Origin of the sequence: Providencia sp. PROV141 (assembly GCF_028481645.1) — a bacterium.
In the GTDB taxonomy this organism is placed as follows: domain Bacteria; phylum Pseudomonadota; class Gammaproteobacteria; order Enterobacterales; family Enterobacteriaceae; genus Providencia; species Providencia rettgeri.
This window is the reverse complement of record NZ_JAMPPR010000008.1, coordinates 328,755-349,947: the sequence shown is the minus strand read 5'-3', so window position 1 is coordinate 349,947 and position 21,193 is coordinate 328,755. Positions and strand designations below refer to the sequence as shown.

The 21,193-nt window shown below is 38.5% G+C and carries 23 protein-coding genes and 1 riboswitch; of the genes, 10 read left to right on the top strand and 13 right to left on the bottom strand.

From position 1 onward, the window contains the following. Nucleotides 1-180 precede the first annotated feature (180 nt). Together alr and PSF09_RS07995 are read left to right on the top strand one after the other, a co-directional pair. Complete coding sequence (alr, locus tag PSF09_RS08000; RefSeq protein ID WP_272683725.1) at nt 181-1,410, top strand: alanine racemase; 1,230 nt, start codon at nt 181-183, stop codon at nt 1,408-1,410. Nucleotides 1,411-1,628: 218 nt separating this feature from the next. Continuing rightward, nucleotides 1,629-2,366, top strand: a complete 738-nt coding sequence (locus PSF09_RS07995) for a phosphatase (RefSeq protein WP_272683724.1) — start codon at nt 1,629-1,631, stop codon at nt 2,364-2,366. A gap of 69 nt (nt 2,367-2,435) precedes the next feature. Here PSF09_RS07995 and PSF09_RS07990 read toward each other — a convergent pair whose 3' ends face one another. Beyond that, the gene (locus PSF09_RS07990; RefSeq protein ID WP_272664784.1) at nt 2,436-2,906 is read right to left on the bottom strand and encodes a GNAT family N-acetyltransferase; all 471 of its coding nucleotides are present in this window, start codon (nt 2,904-2,906) and stop codon (nt 2,436-2,438) included. A gap of 133 nt (nt 2,907-3,039) precedes the next feature. Here PSF09_RS07990 and rlmA point away from each other — a divergent pair, with 133 nt between their 5' ends. Continuing rightward, nucleotides 3,040-3,864 (top strand): 23S rRNA (guanine(745)-N(1))-methyltransferase, encoded by an 825-nt coding sequence (gene rlmA, locus PSF09_RS07985; RefSeq protein WP_272664785.1) that lies wholly within the window; start codon nt 3,040-3,042, stop codon nt 3,862-3,864. Nucleotides 3,865-3,895: 31 nt separating this feature from the next. On the opposite strand, the gene mntP is transcribed toward rlmA, so the two are convergent. The 8 genes from mntP to pabB all read right to left on the bottom strand — a co-directional run bounded on the left by mntP (nt 3,896) and on the right by pabB (nt 12,328). Continuing rightward, nucleotides 3,896-4,477 (bottom strand): manganese efflux pump MntP, encoded by a 582-nt coding sequence (gene mntP / locus PSF09_RS07980; RefSeq protein WP_004911288.1) that lies wholly within the window; start codon nt 4,475-4,477, stop codon nt 3,896-3,898. A 46-nt stretch (nt 4,478-4,523) separates the two neighbouring features. Further along, nucleotides 4,524-4,668, bottom strand: a riboswitch (yybP-ykoY riboswitch). 152 nt (nt 4,669-4,820) lie between these two features. Further along, entirely contained in the window at nt 4,821-5,279 is a 459-nt protein-coding gene (locus tag PSF09_RS07975) for a DUF986 family protein (RefSeq protein ID WP_004911283.1), read from the bottom strand. A gap of 89 nt (nt 5,280-5,368) precedes the next feature. Continuing rightward, on the bottom strand, nt 5,369-6,220 hold the full coding sequence (locus tag PSF09_RS07970) for a PTS mannose transporter subunit IID (protein WP_102138691.1): 852 nt from the start codon (nt 6,218-6,220) through the stop codon (nt 5,369-5,371). A 12-nt stretch (nt 6,221-6,232) separates the two neighbouring features. Beyond that, entirely contained in the window at nt 6,233-7,036 is an 804-nt protein-coding gene (locus PSF09_RS07965; protein ID WP_004253851.1) for a PTS mannose/fructose/sorbose transporter subunit IIC, read from the bottom strand. An 80-nt stretch (nt 7,037-7,116) separates the two neighbouring features. Continuing rightward, the gene (gene manX / locus PSF09_RS07960; RefSeq protein WP_272664786.1) at nt 7,117-8,085 is read right to left on the bottom strand and encodes a PTS mannose transporter subunit IIAB; all 969 of its coding nucleotides are present in this window, start codon (nt 8,083-8,085) and stop codon (nt 7,117-7,119) included. Nucleotides 8,086-8,759: 674 nt separating this feature from the next. After that, nucleotides 8,760-10,124 carry an L-serine ammonia-lyase gene (locus PSF09_RS07955; RefSeq protein WP_210840165.1) on the bottom strand — a complete coding sequence of 455 codons (1,365 nt, stop codon included), beginning with the start codon at nt 10,122-10,124 and terminating at the stop codon, nt 8,760-8,762. A gap of 280 nt (nt 10,125-10,404) precedes the next feature. Continuing rightward, nucleotides 10,405-10,965: a CoA pyrophosphatase gene (locus tag PSF09_RS07950; RefSeq protein ID WP_210840166.1), complete on the bottom strand. Its 561-nt coding sequence runs from the start codon at nt 10,963-10,965 to the stop codon at nt 10,405-10,407. Beyond that, nucleotides 10,958-12,328, bottom strand: coding sequence for an aminodeoxychorismate synthase component 1 (gene pabB / locus PSF09_RS07945; RefSeq protein ID WP_272683723.1), 1,371 nt, complete (start codon nt 12,326-12,328; stop codon nt 10,958-10,960). The genes PSF09_RS07950 and pabB overlap by 8 nt, the downstream gene beginning before the upstream one ends. A gap of 124 nt (nt 12,329-12,452) precedes the next feature. On the opposite strand from pabB, the gene PSF09_RS07940 reads away from it, so the two are divergent. Beyond that, entirely contained in the window at nt 12,453-12,632 is a 180-nt protein-coding gene (locus PSF09_RS07940) for a YoaH family protein (protein ID WP_004911263.1), read from the top strand. A 180-nt stretch (nt 12,633-12,812) separates the two neighbouring features. After that, entirely contained in the window at nt 12,813-13,178 is a 366-nt protein-coding gene (gene yebF, locus PSF09_RS07935; protein WP_272683722.1) for a protein YebF, read from the top strand. 77 nt (nt 13,179-13,255) lie between these two features. Here the strand turns inward: yebF and PSF09_RS07930 are convergent, their stop codons facing one another. Beyond that, complete coding sequence (locus PSF09_RS07930; protein WP_004253885.1) at nt 13,256-13,486, bottom strand: DNA polymerase III subunit theta; 231 nt, start codon at nt 13,484-13,486, stop codon at nt 13,256-13,258. Between the two features lie 290 nt (nt 13,487-13,776). Here PSF09_RS07930 and ftnA point away from each other — a divergent pair, with 290 nt between their 5' ends. The 4 genes from ftnA (at nt 13,777) to PSF09_RS07910 (ending at nt 16,215) form a co-directional block, all read left to right on the top strand. Continuing rightward, on the top strand, nt 13,777-14,280 hold the full coding sequence (ftnA, locus tag PSF09_RS07925) for a non-heme ferritin (protein WP_272683721.1): 504 nt from the start codon (nt 13,777-13,779) through the stop codon (nt 14,278-14,280). Nucleotides 14,281-14,518: 238 nt separating this feature from the next. Then, nucleotides 14,519-14,905, top strand: a complete 387-nt coding sequence (copC, locus tag PSF09_RS07920; RefSeq protein ID WP_210838348.1) for a copper homeostasis periplasmic binding protein CopC — start codon at nt 14,519-14,521, stop codon at nt 14,903-14,905. Between the two features lies 1 nt (nt 14,906). Beyond that, a complete protein-coding gene (gene copD, locus PSF09_RS07915; RefSeq protein ID WP_272683720.1) occupies nt 14,907-15,803 on the top strand; it encodes a copper homeostasis membrane protein CopD in 897 nt (298 codons plus the stop codon). Between the two features lie 64 nt (nt 15,804-15,867). After that, the gene (locus PSF09_RS07910; RefSeq protein ID WP_210838344.1) at nt 15,868-16,215 is read left to right on the top strand and encodes a YebY family protein; all 348 of its coding nucleotides are present in this window, start codon (nt 15,868-15,870) and stop codon (nt 16,213-16,215) included. Between the two features lie 422 nt (nt 16,216-16,637). On the opposite strand, the gene PSF09_RS07905 is transcribed toward PSF09_RS07910, so the two are convergent. The 3 genes from PSF09_RS07905 to yebS form a co-directional block, all read right to left on the bottom strand. Continuing rightward, nucleotides 16,638-16,871: a DUF1480 family protein gene (locus PSF09_RS07905; protein ID WP_272683719.1), complete on the bottom strand. Its 234-nt coding sequence runs from the start codon at nt 16,869-16,871 to the stop codon at nt 16,638-16,640. Between the two features lie 147 nt (nt 16,872-17,018). After that, nucleotides 17,019-19,358, bottom strand: coding sequence for a PqiB family protein (locus tag PSF09_RS07900; RefSeq protein WP_272683718.1), 2,340 nt, complete (start codon nt 19,356-19,358; stop codon nt 17,019-17,021). Next, nucleotides 19,333-20,559, bottom strand: a complete 1,227-nt coding sequence (gene yebS, locus PSF09_RS07895) for a membrane integrity lipid transport subunit YebS (protein WP_272664791.1) — start codon at nt 20,557-20,559, stop codon at nt 19,333-19,335. Before yebS ends, PSF09_RS07900 begins: the two co-directional genes overlap by 26 nt. A 132-nt stretch (nt 20,560-20,691) precedes the next feature. Here yebS and PSF09_RS07890 point away from each other — a divergent pair, with 132 nt between their 5' ends. After that, nucleotides 20,692-21,174: a GAF domain-containing protein gene (locus PSF09_RS07890; protein WP_004911236.1), complete on the top strand. Its 483-nt coding sequence runs from the start codon at nt 20,692-20,694 to the stop codon at nt 21,172-21,174. Nucleotides 21,175-21,193 lie beyond the last annotated feature (19 nt).

Genomic DNA, 21,193 nt, shown 5'->3' with positions numbered 1-21,193 from the left:
AAGAAGGAAAATCAACTTGAAAAAGGTGTTTTTTGTTTTTTTATGCAAAAGAAGTGAATTATTACTTGTTTGAGGTATGAAGGTTGGTATTATTTAAAACCGATACATATTTTGTCTATTTCAACCCAGAATTATAAAAATAATGTCTTGGTAAAAATCACTAGAGATAAGGAACAACACGTGGCTTTTCGTTTGAAGTATCTGGCATTACTCCCTTTATTGGTTGCTGCAACAGCTTGCCAACAGCCAAACAATATCACAACACCGGTAGAAACATATGCAACACAAAACCAACCAGTGGTGGTTAATAACGCATGGATTGAAATATCTCGCAGCGCATTAGATTTTAATATTAAGAAAGTACAAAACTTACTAGGAGATAAATCTTCGCTGTGTGCCGTTTTGAAAGGAGATGCGTATGGGCATGATCTTTCTTTAGTTACGCCAATAATGATTGAAAATAATGTGCAATGTATTGGAGTAACAAATAATCAAGAGCTTAAGACCGTGAGAGATTTAGGTTTTAAAGGCCGCTTAATGCGAGTGAGAAGTGCGACAGAGCAAGAAATGGCTCAAGCCACACAATATGAAACGGAAGAGTTGATCGGTAATTTAGAAATGGCGCAGCGCTTGAATGCGATTGCGAAAAAGCAAAATAAAGTGATTCCTATTCATCTGGCGCTGAACTCAGCCGGGATGTCGCGCAATGGCTTAGAGGTGAGTACACTTGCTGGTCTTAATGATGCTAAGCTGATTTCACAATTACCTCAGTTAAAAATCGTCGGCATTATGTCTCATTACCCAGAAGAGGACGAAGCTCAGATCCGTAAGGACCTCAAAAAATTCAAGAAAGAATCTCAACAAGTATTGAATATGACAGGGTTAAAGCGTGAAGATATTACATTACATGTCGCGAATACTTATGCAACCATTACGGTACCAGAATCATGGTTGGATATGGTACGTGTGGGTGGCATTTTCTACGGCGATACTGTCGCGACAAATGACTATAAACGCGTGATGACGCTGAAATCGAACATTGCCTCTGTCAATCATTATCCGAAAGGTAATACAGTGGGTTATGACAGAACCTATACCTTGAAGCGTGATTCTGTATTAGCCAATATCCCTGTAGGTTATGCAGATGGCTATCGCCGTGTATTTAGCAATGCGGGACACGCATTAATTAATGGCCAAACAGTACCTGTTTTAGGAAAAACATCAATGAATACAGTCATGGTTGATGTTACTGATTTAAAACAAGTTAGCCCAGGAGATGAGGTTGTATTTTTTGGTAAACAAGGTAATGCTGAAATTACTGCCGAAGAGGTTGAAGATATCAGTGGTGCATTATTTACCGAAATGTCAATTTTGTGGGGAGCGACCAATAAACGAATCTTAGTTGATTAAGTTAATTTTTAATTCTGTTTATTTTAACCCGCAATAATCGCGGGTTTTTTTATCCTGAAAGTTTCTTAGGATATTATCAAATATGCTGCAATATGTTGATAAAATGCTGTTTAGGTGAATGACTATCGAAACTTTTAAATTGATATGTTAGCTTGGTTGAATCTTTCCTGAGCAGGTAGGCTCGGAAGGCAAGTAGAAAAATTAGAAGGATATCATTTATGTATCAAGTTGATTTACATGCGCATACTATTGCCAGCACCCATGCTTACAGTACAGTTAGTGAGTATTTCGCTGAGGCCGCAAGCCGTGGTGTCAAACTATTTGCGATTACCGACCACGGGCCTGAAATGCAAGATGCTCCACATGAGTGGCATTTTGGTAATATGCCTATCTTGCCGAGAGTTATTGATGGGGTTGGTTTGTTGTATGGTATTGAGGCGAATATCAAGAATAAGCAGGGTGAGACAGACTGCAATGAAAAGATTGCACGCCATTTAGATATTATATTAGCGGGTTTCCATGAGCCAGTTCTTGAACCTCAAAGCTTATCGGATAACACGGAAGCAATGATTGCCACCATTCGCAGTGGCAAGGTGCAAATCATCACTCATCCAGGGAATCCCAAATACCCAATTGATATCAAGGCTGTGGCACAAGCTGCGAAAGAATGTAATGTTGCACTAGAAATGAATAACTCTTCATTCCTACATTCAAGAGCGGGTAGTCAACAGAATTGCTTAGAAATCGCTAAGGCAGTTAAAGAAACTGGCGGGTGGGTTGCATTAGGTTCAGACTCACATTTTGCCGGGTATCTCGGCCGTTTTGATCGCGTAGTTGACATGTTGGAATCAATTGATTTTCCACAATCACAAATTTTAAATGTTTCTCCACGTCGTGTATTGGACTTTTTAGAGTCCCATGGACGTAAACCTATCCCTGAATTTGCTGATTTTTAAATCGTAATATACATAGTTTATAAAGCCACAAACAATTTAGTGGCTTTCAACTTATAGGTAAATTGTAATTTATAATTCAATTTCCATTTGAATGCAATTTAAGTGGGTTTGTGCGAGTGAAGAATAGTAACTGCTATGTTTAATCGAGGTAAACCCATGTTTTTGGTAAAATCGTTCCGCATTAGGCGATGAATCTAACATTAGTTTTTTGATATTTCTTTTTTTTGCTTCCATTTTAATGGCATCTAATATTAACCCTGCGGCTCCACAACCTGTGTATTGTGGTAAAGTAAATATTGCATCAACACTGTTCGTATCTAAATTAAGGAAGCCAGTTGCAACGGGTTTATTATTTTCATTTGTCACAACAAAGAATGGATTATATTTTACCATGTATGTATAGCTTGGTGGCATTTCATCCGGCGTCCATGCTGCGATGGTTTTTGCATCAAAACTGGTCGTACAGCCATGGCGAATGGCTTGGTTACGTATAGACCAAAGAAGTTCGGCTTCATCGGGGGTTGCTAACCTAATTTTCATCGTGAGACACCCGCTAATGTTTTTTGATTACTTTCATAGAACAAAAAATACAGTTAAAAAGCAAGATATATAACAGAAAGAAAACTAATTTGAATATGGTATACTCACCTTTATTTTTAAATCAGTGACTGCTATGAATTATCAATGTCCTCTCTGTTTTACACCACTAAATCTTGCCAATAACAGTTATCGTTGCACAGAAAACCATCAGTTCGATTGTGCAAAAGAAGGTTATGTTAACTTGTTACCTGTACAACATAAACGTTCTAAAGACCCCGGTGATAATGCTGAAATGATGCAAGCGCGTAGGCAATTTCTTGATGCAGGGCATTACCACCCTATGCGTGAAAAGGTAGTAGAAAAACTCATTCAGTTTATTCCATCATCTTGTACTAACCTGTTGGATATTGGGTGCGGAGAAGGGTATTACACAGACTATTTTTCACGAGAACTTGCAAAACATTTTGAAAAATATACAGTTTTAGGTCTAGATGTTTCGAAGGCAGCGATTCGTTATGCGGCGAAACGCTATAAATCCGTTCGTTTTTGCGTTGGTACAAGTCACCGCTTACCATTTTCAGATAACAGCTTGGGTGGAATTATACGAATTTACGCACCCTGCAAGGCACAAGAGTTAAGTCGTGTATTGGTTTCTAAAGGTATGTTAATAACCGTTACGCCTGCGGCGGAACATCTGCAAGAATTAAAAGCGTTAATCTACGATGAGGTTAAGTTGCACCCAGCGAAAGATGAAGATCTGCCAAATTTTTCGTTAATAGATAGTTGCCAACTAAATTATAGGATGGTGCTGACTGGGCAAGAAGCTTATGAATTATTGATGATGACACCATTTGCTTGGCGTGCATCAGAACAGGTTAAAGGTGATTTACACAAAGCTGAGGTGAAAGAGTATACAGCTGATTTTTTAATTCGTGTTTATCAATCTAATGCAGAGTAGAGCTATTGCCCCCATATAGGGGGCATAAAAACTAATGGGCATACATAAATAATTCAAGGTGCTCAAATAAGATATTAAAACCAATACCTATTAGTACCAATCCACCGATAATTTCTGCTTTTTTTCCGAGTAATGGGCCGACATAACGGCCAATCATCATACCGATAGTGGCCATGATCATTGTCATTAAGCCGATAGTCATTGCAGTATGAACGATATCCACTTGTAAGAATGCTAAGCCTAAGCCAATGGCCATCGCATCAAGGCTGGTGGCTATTGCAGAAAAAATCAGGCTTGTTGAGCTATGACTAGAAGGTTTAGAACAGCATTCTTCATCTTTTGTTTTAATGCTCTGCCAGATCATTCTAGCACCTAAAACAAATAATAAACCAAATGCAATCCAATGATCCCAGCGGATAACATATTGACTGGCTAAAATACCGATGCCCCAACCAATAATGGGTGTAATGGCTTCAATAAAACCAAAAATAAAACCAGTACGGAGAATTTCTCTAAAGCGGGGTTTATGAAGCACTGCACCTTTACAAATAGCAACAGCGAAGGCGTCCATTGATAGGGCAAGGGCTAAGATAAGGGTAGCATAGAAACTCATAACAGAACCTCGGTTGGGTGATTCCATATACACATAAATTACCCCCAACCAAAAGGCTTATTTATGTGTCTATGGTCTTGCCAACCGAATTTTGGTGTCCGCACCACGTTTGAAACCAAACGAGTATGTTGATACGGACTTTCTGGTATTATATATGAAACCAGAACAGGCTACTCCCCAATGACGTGGAAAGAAAGATACCATAAATTATATTAAAGGCAACACTTAATTAATTGTGGATATTAAACGGTAGTGAGAATTATTATCAATAAGGTTATTGATAAAAACAAGGCTAATTAAATTAATAATTAACCTTGTTTTTAGTGATAATATAAAATCTATATTACTTATGATTAATAAGGAATTCATAAATTCTTTGTAAATCATCAAGATGTGAAACTTGTATGTTAATTTTCTTTTTTTCTAAGCCTATTATTAATACACCATCTTCAGATAAATTCATTGTTTTTATTCTGTCATATAAAATAAAGGCATTGGCAAAATAAAAACCAGTTTGTTTAAAGAATAGCTTTGGTGTTCTTATAAATGCCAAATAAATTGACATGAAAATAGTAATCAATAATAAGTAAGTGGTTAATAAATTACCATGGCGTACAATATTTGTATAAATAACGATACAAATTAGAACAATAAAAATAATAGCATCTGCTCGATGTTTTCTTTTTAGATTAATTTTTAATAAGGTTTTACCCTTTAACAAATGCTGAATGAATTCATCATAAATCGCATAAACAAGCATGATCAAAATGATTATAGCAAGAATGGCATCATTGAAGGTCATTTGTGAGCCCTTGGATAAGTAAACATAATGCAGAGCTTAAAATTAAAAAAGGGAGGCTGCAACCTCCCAATTCAAATAATGGTGGAAAATTATGGCGCTAGGAAGTTCAGCCAAGCACCAAGGATACCCAAGCCAAAGAAGCCGATAATAATCCACAATGCGTTAACTTTACGACGCAACAACCACATGCAGGCGAAGGTTAGCAATAGGGGGACTAAGCCTGGCATGAGTTGATCAAGGATCATTTGGACAGTGGTAATGTCTTCAGTGCCCGTTGTTGGGTTTTTGATCCGTGAAACTTCAAGTGGAATATTGACATGTGTCCATTTGTTTACCAATGCCCCCATGACAAACAAACCGAGAATGGATGCTCCTTCGGTGAGCTTTTGTAGGAAACCGCCACCAATGTCTTGAACAATATCAATCCCTTTTTTGTAGCCATATGAAACACCATAGTAAAGGGTTAATAAACGTACAAGGTTAAACAAAACAAAGAACAGTAGAGGGCCAAGTAAGCTACCCGTCATTGCGATACCTGCACCGAGAGCCGCAAATACAGGGCGAACTGTTCCCCAGAAAATTGGGTCTCCAACACCGGCTAATGGCCCCATTAGACCGACTTTGATACCATTTATTGCACCGTCATCAATGTCTGCACCATTGGCACGTTGCTCTTCCATTGCCATTGTGACACCCAGAACAGGCGCTGCAACATATGGATGGGTATTGAAGAATTCAAGATGGCGTTTAATTGCTTGTTTTCTGTCATCATTATTTTCTGGATAAAGACGACGAATAACCGGAACCATTGAATAGCAGAAGCCTAGGGCTTGCATACGTTCAAAGTTCCAAGAACCTTGCAATAGGTTAGACCGTAAGAATACGCCGCGAATATCGCTTTGTGTAAGCTTTTTAGCTGTCGGTTTTGTGATATCTACCATTATACGTTCCTCCTAGTCTAGCTCATTATCAAGGTTGTTATTGCTACTATTTCCTTGGGTAACAACAGTTTGCGATTTATTGTATTTTGGACTGAGTTGGATATATAAGATAGCCATCACAGTACCGATTACCCCAAGTGCAACTAGGTTGAAATCAGTAAATGCCGCGGTAACAAAACCTAAGTAGAAGAATGGCATTAAGTAGCCTGCGCGCATCATATTGATAACCATCGCATAACCGACAACGACAATCATACCACCCGCAATATTAAGGCCGTCAGTGACAACTTGTGGGATAGAGTCCAACATTTGTTGTACTTCGGATGTACCAACCGAAATGGCAACAATCAACGCGGGTATTGCGATACGCATCGCTTGCAGTAGTAATGCAGATATATGAATAAAGCCAATAGCCGTTAAATTGCCATTGAGGGCGGCTTTATCGGCAGCATGTTGGAATGCAACTGTCACTGTACGAACGATAATGGTTAATACTTGACCTGCAGCTGCGAGTGGGATAGCAATGGCAATACCTGCACCAATACTTTGACCACCAGCAATGACGAGGATAGTTGAAATAATAGAGGCTAAAGCGGCATCAGGTGCAACAGCAGCACCGATATTCATCCATCCAAGTGCGATCATTTCTAATGTACCACCAATGATGATACCCGTTTTCATGTCTCCCAGAACGATACCTATAAGTGTACAAGCAATGAGGGGACGGTGAAATTGGAATTCATCAAGGATTGATCCCATCCCCGCGATACACGCGACGATAAAGACCATTACTATTTGAACAACGGTAAGTTCCATTGTTTAATCTCCTGTAACCAAAAGTTTTAAAATCTGTTTTGAGTAATGGATTAAAATCAATATAAAAATTGCGATAGAAATTATTTTTTGAGCTTATTAATCAAGTCCATCATGTAAACTTTGCTATCTGATGAAACTTTCCTGACTTCAAGTTCAATATTTTTGTCGTTCAAATAGTTAAATGCATCAATGTCTTCTTGATTGATAGAGACGGCATTTGTGACCATGGTTTTTCCGTCATGGTATGCCATGCCTCCAATATTCACAGATTTCACATCAACGCCTTCTTCGACGATACGTTTAACATCAGTTGGGTTAGTGAAAAGCAACATAACACGCTCACCGGCATATTTCGGGTTGTTATAAACGCGAATACATTTAGCAACATCGACAACATGCGCGGTGACACCTGGTGGTGCGACTTGTTTTAGCAATGTTGACCGAACGTGGTCTTTAGCCACGTCATCACTGACCACAATAATGCGCTTAACTTGAGTTTCTTTCGTCCAGCGTGTTGCGACTTGTCCGTGAATTAATCTGTCATCAATACGAGCAAGTGCGATCACCATATGTTCACCGGGGCCAGCTTTCACTGGTGCTGGGGCAGGAGTACTGGGTACTACAGGAGCGGGTTCTACTTCTGCTTCAGCTTCTTTGAATTTAAATGAACGAACACCCCCGCGTCCGGTTTCAAGTGCGACAGTGATTAGCTCATTCATAGATGGATCATCATCACGGCACATAAAGGTTTCAACTAACATTGGAACATTCACGCCTGTAATAATGTCATAATTACTATTTTCATTAACAATGCGACTAGCGGCGTTAAATGGACTACCTCCCCATGTATCAACAAGGAATAAGACACCCTTTGATGTATCTAAATCAGTTAGCTTTTGGGTGTACTTATCAAATAGGGTGTCTGCGTTTTCCCCAGGGATAAAGTCAATAAACGAAACGTTCTCTTGCTCGCCTATTAACATCTCGGTGGTTCGAAGAAGCTGCTCTGCGGCGACTCCGTGTGTACCAATCATAATAGCTATACTCACTATTTTTCCCTCATAGATAGATAAAACAAAATATCATCTGTTGATAAAATGGACACTTAAGTTAGACTCCTTTTTATCAGTTTCCCCTGTAAGATAATTTTAGCTGAATAATTACAAACGTCTCATAATATTCATGAGCTAACTCATGGTGTTGTTAGTATCAATTACATTATTAGCATATCATCTCGTATTATCCTAAAAACTTGTTTCGCGTCAGAAAAATAAGAATACACCTAAAAAATGATATTAAATCGCAGTTAGTTGCTGTTTATTTTTATTTAAAAAAATCAATAAACTAAATATTTATCTTTTATTGGCTTATTATTTTGTTATCGGTAACAAAAGCAGCCCGAAAAATAGTGTGATATTGATTTTTAGAGTATAAAATAACCAAAATTCAATGGGGAACAGTTATCTTTCAGTCATGTCAAAACAGTCTTTAGCACAAAATAGTATAAATTTTGTTTTGATATAGTTTGCTGAGCATAAGAAAATTGAGTTAATTCAATGAAAAAACTGTGGATAATTGATTAGTTGAATTGGACTATATGGGAAGAGAAGCATAGCAAAAATAGAAAAAACTTTTTAATGCATGCTAAAAAAGCACCCTCAAAATCCTGTTTAAAGTGATAACAGAATAGAAAAGGGTGCTTAAGGATTAAATGCTAATAAAATTAGTCACATTGTACTTTGATGGCTAACCCGCCTCGGGATGTCTCACGATATTTTGCATTCATGTCTTTCCCTGTTTCGTACATAGTTTCAATGACTTTATCAAGTGAAACTCGTGGTTCGCTTGTTCTGCGTAGAGCCATACGTGTGGCATTCACCGCTTTAACAGATGCGATGGCATTTCGTTCAATGCAAGGAACTTGAACTTGGCCAGCAACAGGGTCACAAGTTAAACCTAAATTGTGCTCCATACCGATTTCAGCAGCAATACACACTTGCTCAGGGCTACCACCGAATAATTCGGCCAGGCCAGCCGCGGCCATCGAACATGCCACACCGACTTCACCTTGGCAGCCAACTTCAGCACCTGAAATGGACGCATTCATTTTGTATAAAATACCAATAGCGCCCGAAGCTAAGAAATAGCGCATATATAACTCAGGCGTTACAGGTTCTATACAATGGTTATAGTAAGCTAATACGGCAGGTACGATACCACATGCACCATTAGTCGGGGCTGTCACAACACGGCCGCCCGCAGCATTTTCCTCATTTACGGCTAAGGCATACATATTGATCAGGTCAACGACATTCATTGGGTCATTAGATAGCTTACTTGATGAGGTCACCATTCGGTTAAGTGCAGGTGCACGACGAGGTACACGTAATGGGCCCGGCAAAACGCCTTCGGTGCTTAAACCACGCTCGATACAGGCTTGCATGGTATGCCATACATCAGCAAAATAGGCTTCAATTTCTTCTTTGGTATGAAGGTCTAACTCGTTTTTCATCATTAAGCTAGAAATAGAAAGACCGGATTTTTTGCAATTTAATAGTAGCTCTTCCGCGGAATTAAATGGATAAGAGACGGGTTTGCTATCAAGAGTTGATTCGCCAAAATGCTCTGCATCGACAATGAAACCACCACCAATGGAATAATAGGTTTTGGTGTAAATTTCATCATTATCGGCAAAAGCATGAATAGTCATGCCATTTTCATGTAATGGCAGGTTATCTTGACGAAAATTCATGCCACCCTCATTAGGGAAGTCAACGACCTGAAGGCCATTTGCTAATGATAACTTTTCTGTTTCTTCTACATTCTTGATAAAAGTTGGGATGGATTCAATGTCAACAGTGGCAGGCAAATTACCTGCTAGCCCCATAATAATGGCGATATCAGTATGGTGCCCTTTTCCAGTAAGCGATAATGACCCATAAACATCCACTGAAATACGAGTGACGTTAGGTAATAAATTTTTGCTTACTAAATCATCGACAAATTCTTTCCCAGCTTTCATTGGACCAACGGTATGAGAGCTTGAAGGGCCTATGCCCACTTTAAACATGTCGAAAACGCTTATCACGCAGGACTCCTTAAAAAAAAGATGAAAATGTAGTGCATTATTTTAAAAGGCGCTACTTTACTGTTATTTAGTAGTGTTAACCAGTAAGTTTAAAGTATTTTTTGAAATAAGGTAGTTGCTGAAGGGTAATTGATTGTAAATAGCACAAAATGTCTGTGATATGGCTAAAAAAACAACATGTGGTAGAGGTATATTTTGTCATATATGACGCGATATCTTGTTATCTTAAATAGATTTTACTGCAATAGTGGCATTATATGGTGAAAAGTTGTGTTAGCCGTTAATCTAACTGCAAGGCAAGTTGGTGAATAATCGAAGCGGTTAATCCCCAAACTAAATGGCCTTTATACCAATAAAAAAAGATGCGGTTATGCCGCCCTGAACGCTTAATATCGACATACTTATGATGTTGGAGTGAAAGCGCATCAAACAATGGAACTTCAAAGATGTCAGCAACTTCACTGGGGTTAGCCTGATATTGAATATTATGTGGTACTAGCCCAACAATTGGCGTAACTTCATAACCACCATAACTTTGTAAAGGGCTTAACTGACCCAGTACGGTGACTTTTTCCGGAGGGATGGCCACTTCTTCATAAGCTTCACGTAAAGCGGTATTCACAAGCGTTCCATCCTCTGGGTCACTAGCCCCCCCTGGAAAGGCGACTTGGCCTGCATGGGAGCGTAAAAAAGGAGACCTTTGTGTGAGAAGTAACGTTGGGTTTGGTTTATTGATAATGGGTAAAAGAACAGCCGCCGATTTACCCGCCTTAGCTTCAAATTGGCGGGTAGCCGGTAAAGTAAACTGAAAACGATTGATAAAGTTATTCAGTTCAGTCATCGTTATTGAGCGCTCCTAATAAAGGTAAGATCAGGCTTAATTTATCAAAGGTTTCTTGATACTCTTTGTCTGCTTGGCTATCTGCAACAATACCACCACCAGCCCAACAATAAACCTGTTTTTTATATGTCAATAAAGTACGAATAGTAATATTGCTATCCATATTGCCATTGAAACTAATATAGCCTATTGCTCCACAATAGCCATGTCGGCGATGGGGTTCTAATTCTTCAATTATCTCCATTGCACGCACTTTCGGTGCACCGGTTATTGACCCGCCAGGAAAACACGCTCGTAATAAATCAGTTGCACGGTATTGGCTATCTAACTTTGCCGTGACGGTACTAACCAGATGATGTACTGCCGGGAAAGCTTCAACAGCAAATAATTCAGGAACACTGACCGTACCCGGTTTGGCGACGCGACCAATATCATTACGTAGCAAGTCGACAATCATTAAGTTCTCTGCGCGATCTTTTACTGAATTAGACAATTTTGCTGCTTGAGCAAGGTCATCTTGTTCATTATCTAAGCGCGGAAGCGTTCCTTTTATTGGACGGGTTTGAATATCTCCATCTTGCAAAAAGATAAAACGTTCAGGTGAAATACTGATAACCGCATTTTCGGGAAGACGTATAAAAGAAGAGAAGGGAGCACCATTGCGATCAAGTAGTGCTAAAAATGCATTCCATTCATCTCCTTTATACTTGGCTTTAAATCTTTGCGCTAAATTGATTTGGTAGCAATCACCATTACGTAAATATTCATGGATGCGCGCGATATTATGATGATATGCCTCTTCTGACATATTGGATTGCCATGCAGAGGTTAATTGGAATTTGTTTTTACGTGGCCTTTTTTGGTTGTTTAGCCAAGCTAACCGAGCATCAGCATCATCATAACTAATTAATGTAGTGGTTTTATCATGATGATCAACAATGAGAGCCCACAAGTAGATGCCAACTGCCATGTCTGGAAATTGTAGCTCTGTGGTCGAAATTTCAGGTAATTTTTCAATGCGTCGCCCTAAATCGTAGCTCCAAAGGCCAAGGGCACCCCCGTTGAAGGGGCACTCACTATCTTCCTGGCGTTTCGGTTGGTATTTATCAAGCAATCCTTGAAGGAGCTCAAAAGGGTCTGACTCAGAAACGAGAGCAGCATGATTTTGCTCTGTAATAGTTGTTTTAAGCTGATAAGTCGTCAGTGTGGCAATCGGGTCAGCAACGATAATATCAAAGCGATTATGTGAGTGTTTTGCATTACCCGAATGCAGTAACATCGCCCATGGCTGGTGTGCTAGTGGGGTAAAATAATCAATGGCTGCGTTAGGGCTATAAGGTAATTGGATTTTTTTGATAACCATAATGATGAGTCTAAATTTCCGCAAGTGAATCAATACAGATTAACATATATTCTTATCTTAATAGGCGAAGAGATGTTAAAATCTTAATCATTGATTTTAGTCTTTTATTCATGAGGTTTAAACCATGTTTTCTGGTATGCCAGCACTTAATCACGAAGAACAGCAAGAAGCTGTTGAAAAAATTCATCAATTGATGGCGGAAGGTATGAGTAGTGGTGAGGCGATTGCAATAGTCGCTCATGAAATTAGAGAAAAGCACCAAGGTAAAGAGCAGATCCACGTCCGTTTCGATGATGAAAATTAATAATTTATAAACATACTATTAACATTCATGCATAAATCTGATAGATTAATATTAGTTAAGTCATTCTATTTATCAATGAAGACTAGATAATAACCAGAAGATAACTGGTATCTGATAGGCTGAAATAAGCCGCTAAACTAATCAAAAATCTTTACCTAGTAATGGGTATCGGAGGATGGTATGGAAGCGAATCGAAAAATTGCTGTAATTTTAGGTGCTTGTGCTCTGGTTTTTAGCTCTTTTGCGTTAAGTGCAAATAATGAAGAAGGTAAAGCTGCGCCTTTCGTCAGCTGTGGTACGTTAACTGAGCCACAAATTGCAGCACAGGTGAAAAGTGACTTTATGCATAATCGTTTGCCTCGCTGGGCAGATGAAAAAGCGGCTTTAGGCAAAAAAGCGGTTGCCTGGGTCAATGATAGTGAAGTCACTAAAACTGAAACAGGTTACACCGTGCCGCTGGTTGTTCGAGGTGCAAAATCTGATTTGCATTATTCAGTTGCGGTAGACTGCCAAAATAATACGGTGACATATAATACAATAAAATAAATTTTTTATTGTATATCAAGGGGTAACCGTTAAGGCTATCCCTTTTTTTGTATCATTTTTTCTGTGTATCTGTGAGCCTAGCGATTACGTGGTTCATAAGGCATACGAGCAAAATTTTGTGACAGCTGACGGTAGTATACTAATCGCTCTCTGAAGTATTCCCTTAAGTGTTCAGGTTGTTCTCGCTCAACAGCTTCAGCAATGATGGCAATGTTATAGCGTTCTTTAAATGCAACACCGGAAGCCAAAAGGTCGACATTGACCTTATCCATTTCATCTTTAGGCAATAAAGCAAGGTTGTGACTCATATTTGATCTCTACGGTTAAATTCATACCTTATTATTGTAACTGGATAATGAGAAAAAATCTCATTACATTAATTATAATAATAAAAATAAGAGTTAAATTTATCTATTTATATATTTAGTAATTAATAAAAAAACAGGGAAAGATAATGAGATTGATTATTATTGTTTTTAACAAAAGTTATTAATTATCAGTAAATTGGATTTTTTTGTTTTAAGATTGTTTTAGGGTTTTAATTATTGTAATACTGTGCATAATATACGCATGAATGATTAACCAATAAGGCATAAATATGTTAACTACAGATATGGTCAAAAAATTAAACGAGCAATTAAACCTTGAATTTTATTCTGCAAATCTCTATTTGCAAATGAGTGCTTGGTGTAGTGATAAAGGCTATGAAGGCGCAGCAGCGTTCTTAAAAGCACACTCACAAGAAGAAATGGAACATATGCAGCGTTTATTTGATTATCTTAGTGACACTGGAGCATTGCCACTGTTAGGGCAAATTGCTGCGCCACCAATTGATTTCAAATCAATTAGTGATGTATTTACCCAAACTTATGAACATGAGCAATTAATTACTCGTGAAATTAATAAATTGGCTCATTTAGCAATGACAACACAAGATTATTCTACATTTAATTTCTTACAATGGTATGTTGCAGAGCAACATGAAGAAGAGAAATTATTTAAATCAGTACTGGATAAACTGGATATGGTGGGTGAGTCTGGTAAAGCACTATTCTTGTTAGATAAAGATTTGAAAAACTTGTCAGCAGCAACACATGTCTAATTTATCCACCAGTAGGTAGATAGAAATCGAGTTTTTATCTCTACTTGATGCATAAAGATCTTTCTAGACTTATGGGCATGAATTCTGTAATTCAATGTTCATAAGTCTTTTTCTTTTCATTTTGTGTGAAAACTCACAGGACAGGCCGATAAAACCCATTTTTAAGCGGTAAAATGGTTTGTTTTCCGTATAATGATTGGCAATTATTCTAAATTCACCTGCAAATTAAGAGGTTACTATGCCAATTAACCCTATTAAATCTTCATGGCGCAAACTTAGTGCTGTCGCTGTTCTATTTTTAGGAATGTCTTTCCAACAAGCATTTGCCCATGCTCATTTAAAAGACCAGCTTCCTGCTGAAGGTACGGCAGTGGAGCAAGCGCCAGAGTCTATCTCATTAAGCTTTTCTGAAGGTATCGAAGTTAATTTCACTAAGGTCAGTATTATCGGGCCTGAAAATAAAATAGTGAAAACTGGTAAAGCAACGTTAGACCCAAGTAACGACACAAAAGTGATCGTTCCTGTGGAAGACAAGCTCATTGCTGGGAAGTATGATGTTAATTGGAGCGTCGTTTCTGTCGACGGGCACAAAACAAAAGGAACGTATAGCTTTACAGTGAAATAATATGTCACTAGAAGCTTTTTATACCCTTATTCGCTTTATTCATTTTATCGCTGCAATATTGATGTGTGGAATGTCAATATTTGCAGTGGTACTTAGTCGTGGCTCATTTAATTATTTACTAAGCCGCTATTTGAATAAAGGCATTTTCTTTTGTGCCATCGTTACGGTGCTAACAACTTTTAGCTGGATGCTTGCGCAAGCAGGTCTGATGGGTGATGGTTGGGAAGATAGTATTGATTGGCAGATATGGCAAGGGGTTTTAGGGACGTCATTCGGCCAAATATGGCGTTGGGAACTTTTGTCATCTGTATTATTGCTATTGGTTTTATTTATAAAATCAATTCAATTACGATTGAAACTAATATTAGTTTTTTCAGTAATCCTACTTGGTTTGCATGCTTTTATTGGGCACGCAGCTATGCATGATGGCCTACTCGGAACGTTCCATCGTATTAATCAATTTATTCATCTCATTAGCTCCGCCTATTGGTTCGGCGGTTTGTGGCCATTTTTAATTTGCATCCAATTTTTACGCAATAAAAAAGAAATGGCAGAAGGGATGGACAAACAAATTGTGAATACCATGATGCGTTTTTCGCGTTTCGGCCATATCGCTGTTGCACTGGTGATCATTACTGGGGTCATTAGTGCCATAACGCTCTTACCTGGCTGGCCATTAAATTATTCAGGGTCAGAATACCAATCACTACTTTGGTTTAAGATCATTTTAGTGGGAGGAATGCTTTTATTAGCTATTATCAATCGTTATTACATCGTACCTATTATTAAGCAAAAAGGGCGAGTCAATTACCTAATCATTAACAGTTGGGTTGAGTTACTGTTAGGTACGATGGCGATTCTTTCTGTGGCAATTTTTGCAAGCTACCAGCCAATCTAGCTAAACTTTTATATTTAATTGATAATATGCAAAGATATCTTCAATGTTTAATAAGGTCACTACCATGAAATTTAAACTCATTATTTGCTCACTATTATTGGGTGGAACTGTGAGTACTGCTTTTTCTGCGCCGTTAACATCTGTGAGTAAAAAACAATTTGGTGATGATTGGCCATTTACTCGAGAGGAAGTCATGCTAGAGTGCCGCCATAATGGGGCTTTGGTCGTCATTAACCCTGCCACGCTAATGCAATATCCATTAAATGACATAGCGACTGAATTGATGATTAAAAAAGAAATTAAAGCACAGCCTATTGATGTGCTGCTTAAGCCTACCGACAGCACCAAAGCAGTTGAGGAAAGAATATTGCCTATAAAAGAAGCTGCTGCAAAATTGTGTGCGAGCAATTAAGTTTATCGCTCAGTTAAAATTATCAACCTAGAAGGGAAGTGGAAAACAAAGAATTATTGTTATTATTCAATGTATTGATTAATTGAAAGGTTTGAATGATTGCATGAATAGGTATAACCTATTAAACAAATAGTTCAATATTAGAAAATTAAGAAATAAATTGCGTTAATAATATGTAAAATATTTGATAATAAACATGGTAAGAACGTGCATTGAAAGCTAGTATTAGAGTGTACTTTGTTACGTCTCAATGGCAATTTTAGCGCACGGCTCTGCCAGAGCCATTTCCCAAGGCCCGGTAATCGGAATCTACCAGGCCTCTTTTTTTGCCTATTATTTTGTCAGTTCTCATTTCATATCAGCTTATCGGTTCCTACCTATTTATATGCTTAGCTAATAACCTAAGCGTACTAACAAAACTATTAAGCAAGTTTCATCACCCAATGGTGATTTTCTTTGTCATAACGATCACGGTAGAGTAGAACCGGTTTTTCATCTAAAGTTGCAGGGATACTTGTATGCTCGTCCCAGCCATCAAGTTGCATGCAAAAGTCTGCATCAGAATCACATGGAATACTTACTGTATCGCTTTTATGGGAAGCCATAACCGCATCATTAATTTCATAGGAAGATATTTTCAATTTTACAATACACATAACAGCACCTCATTCATCGATTTTAACCATATATAATCAGCTCAACGAATTTAAGCATAGTATAAATGGAATTAATTTCCAAAATAATTTTTAAGGTGCTTATGAGGGAAGGGTGCTATATATGGTTAATATGCACCCTAATAGTGATTATTTTTTCGGGATAGATGTTCCCCAGTCCACGTAATCTTTAGGGGGCTCCAATTTTAGGATGAAATGCTGTTCAGGCTTAGCTTGTGGGGCTAGAGGTACTGATGGCGGCGTTGCGAGGGAAATACCGCCGCGCACAAATTGTTTGAAAGTCCCACTTTTGGCAACGCCTCCAGTTAAGCCAAATGAAAAATTAAAACCAGAAGATTGCCAAAACTCGGTATTATTACGAATGAGATATTGGTACTCCTTACCAATACGTGTTGCAACATATACGCGATCGGAAAGCTCTCCCAAATAGAGACCTGTAACAACACCGACTTCTAGACCCCTAAACAAAATAGGTGTACCAATTTGAATGGCACCTACATCACTTGCATCAAGGTAAATAGTTAAACCGTCTAGATAACGCGAGTCTGTAATATTGGCAGTTTGTAATTCAAATTGATAACGGCTTTTACTGTTGCGTCCCGGTTCAGCACTGATGTAAGGCTGCAATATACTATCTAAATTATTTAAACCCGCAGGGGATAATTCAGGTGTTACCACAGCGAAGCGACTTCCTAACCGGGTAAAGGTACTGACATACTCAGGGTATAGAATTGCTTTAGCTTGTACTTCACGTTTATCAGATGACAACTTTAATGATTCAATTTGGCCAATATTAATACCTAAATAACGGATTGGCATACCTTCGGAAAGCTTTGATGCATCAAACGTAGTTAGCGTAATAATGCTTCCTATTGCCTTCGCAGAGGTTTCATTTGGGTAAAGTGTGTGTTGTCGAGCAGTATTGGCAACGCCACCATCTAAGTTATCAAAGCTAATTGCACCGCTAATCGCTCGGCTCAGAGGTGCAGCTTGAACGGTTAAACCATTACTATTGAGCTGAACTTTTGCGCCACCTTCAGCCCAAAATACACTATTTTCTGTGAGCAAATGAAGATATTCATTTGAGATATTTACATTGATAGCAAACCCAGCTTTAGTTGGTTTAATGTCAATGATTTTGCCGACTGCAAATTGGCGATAAAGAACAATAGAGCCCGCCTGAATGTCTGGTAGTGTCGTGGTATTTAGGGTGATAGTTGTAGGGGGTAAAGCGCCTAAAATACCGGCTTTTGCATTATCATCACTACGATATAAAGGAAAGGTTTCGGGAAGTTTATCTTGGCTTTGTCCAGCTATCAGGTGAATCCCGCCATCTAACCATTCTTGGGGCGTAGCACCTTGGAATTGTAATCCATTAAGACCTAATTGGATATCCACTCGGCTATTCGCAACAAATTTACTGTCTTCACGAACAAGGTGCTGGAACTCATCATAGATTAGGATACTAAAATTCACTTTTTCAGTTGCTAGGTGACGCTGTAACACCTCGCCAACTTGAATGCCTTTATAAACAATGGGTTGTCCTTTGTCGACACCATAGGTGTCATGTGCCCAAAGTGTTAGCATGAGGGGCTCTTTGCCGTCTTGTTCTGCAGTTTTGGCTATTTTTTTACTATCTTGCAGAACAAATTGTTGTCCTTCTTCTGCTTGAGGACTACTTTGTGGTGAGTCAAAAGCAATGGCGCCATTTATCACAGCAGAAAGGCTTTCCATTTTCACGCTCGCCCCGGATTTAAGGTCAAAGCTTCCTTGTAACCCAGATACATTCCAAAACTGACTCTCTTTGCGTACTAAGTTAGCATACGGTTTTTTGACAACAGCAGAGATAGAAACACCTTGGTTATCTGGCAAAACGGTATAGTCTGAAATATAACCAACAGGTACTTTCCGGTAATAAATCGGAGAGTTTTCGTTTAACGAACCTAAATCTGGCGCAGTAAGGTGAATAAGTAATTCACCTTTATCTATGTTTAGCTGCGGTGGCGTATCCTGTGCAACAAAAGAGAATTGCTCTGTTCCCGTGCTTGGTAACATTCCAATGTAGTTCCCACCAACTAACGCATCAAGACCAGAAACGCCTGCTAATGATGCTTTAGGGGTCACTAACCAAAATTTAGTCCCTGAATTCAAGGCTGGCCGCATGTCTTTATTCACACTAGCGGTAACAATAATGGTTTTCATGTTTTTACTGATAGCAACAGATTGCACTAAACCGACTTCAACACCCTGATAGCGGATAGGTGTTCGGTTGGCAACTACTCCGGGTGCAGATATAAACTCAATAGTAATATCCGTTCCTCGTTCAACCCAATGCTGAAACAAAAGCCAACCGGCAATGAAAATAGCAACTAAAGGCAATAACCAGAAAGGCGAAATTTGTTTGCGCTTACGTAATATAGCTTCTGATATTTCTTCAGAGGGTTCATTTTGCGGGTTTTGATTTTCCATAAGAATCCCAAATTAAACGGCTATCTAACCACTCAACAGCCAAAATTGTTAAAATAACGGCTGTACCAAAATACAGTGCGGCAGGCCCCATAGTAAAAGACATCAGTTGGTCGCGATTAACGAGTGTCATCATCAAAGCAATGACAAATAAATCTAGCATGGACCAACGACCAATCCATGAAACAAACCTAAGTAATTTCATACGTAAAATAGGGTCAGTATTGCTTTTGAAATGGATAGAAAACAGTAGCAATATCATAATAATAATCTTAATAAAGGGCACCAATATACTGGCAATGAAGACAATGACTGCAATTGGCCAGTTACCTGAATCAATTAAAGAAACGACTCCAGAGTAAATGGTGTCCTCTAAACGCTGCCCATTGAGATAAAAAATAGAGATTGGCATTAAATTAGCAGGAAATAATAGCACCATGGCAGCAATTAGTGCGGCCCATGTTTTTTGTAAACTGTGCGGTTCGCGATAGTGAAGGGGACGATAACAGCGTTGGCATTTTCCATTGCTAGTTGCAGGGCCGCAATAATGACAAGCTGTACAGACCAGTAAGTTATCTTGTCCTTTTTTATTATTAATGGGATAAAATTTGTTCCATAACTCATCTACGTTTATGTGAATGAGGATTAATATACTGAGAATAGACATGGTGATAAAAGCGATTAAACCATGACCAATGAAAACACTCGCATAATCTTGCATTTTAATCGCAGCAATACCTAGCGCGATGAGGTAAACATCTAACATAACCCATTCTTTGATGTGACTTAATACTAAAAGAACAGGTCGGAGATTCAAATTGATATGCTGACCAATAGATAATAATAAAATCAAAATGGGTAATAATAATGGGGCTGCAATAGCACAAAAAGCCACTATACTGGCCGTAAATGGGTCCCCTTGTTGATTAATTAAGTGAATACCTTCAATGACGTTTGCATTGATTTGGCTTCCTAATAAGTGAATAGAAATGAGTGGTTGCCAAAATGCAATAGGGGCAAGCATCAATAAGGTGATAGCCAGTATTGATAAACGGTTGAGTGACCAAGAACGCCCATCATTAAGTTGACTAAAACAACGAGGGCAAACAACAACTTGCCGTATGTTGAATCGAGGCGTTAGTAACTTCTGATCGCAATGATTACAACGTTGAAAAAGCAAATCAGTGTGATTAATGTGGTTCATATTGACTCATTTTAGGTGGTTACCTCGATGTAATCTAGTGTAAAAAAATTTACCTCAAAGTGACAAATTGGTAACCTTAGGGCTACTCTTACAAATATTTGATTAATTGCTTGATTATTACAAGAAATAATTATGGATAAAAAGAAGTATTATCACGAACTTTCAGACAATCTCTCTGCGCTACTTGCAGGGGAATATGATTTAATTGCAACCTTAGCAAATACCAGTGCATTATTATATGACTGTTTAGAAGGGGTTAATTGGGCTGGTTTTTATCTCAGTAATGGGCAAGAATTAGTACTGGGTCCTTTCCAAGGTAAAGTTGCGTGTGTTCGGATCCCTTTTGGTAAAGGCGTGTGTGGAACAGCGTTTAGTAATAACCAAGTTCAGCGTATCGAAGATGTTCATGCATTCCCAGGTCATATTGCCTGTGATGCAGCAAGTAACGCTGAAATTGTCTTTCCTTTGGTAGTTAATGGGCAAATTATCGGGGTTTTAGATATAGATAGCCCAAATATTAGCCAATTCGACCATGAAGACGAAAAAGGGCTACAACACCTTGTAAACCAGTTGTGTCAACACCTGGCAATGTGTTCTATGCCTAAATATCACTAAATAATGGTCAGTTAAATTA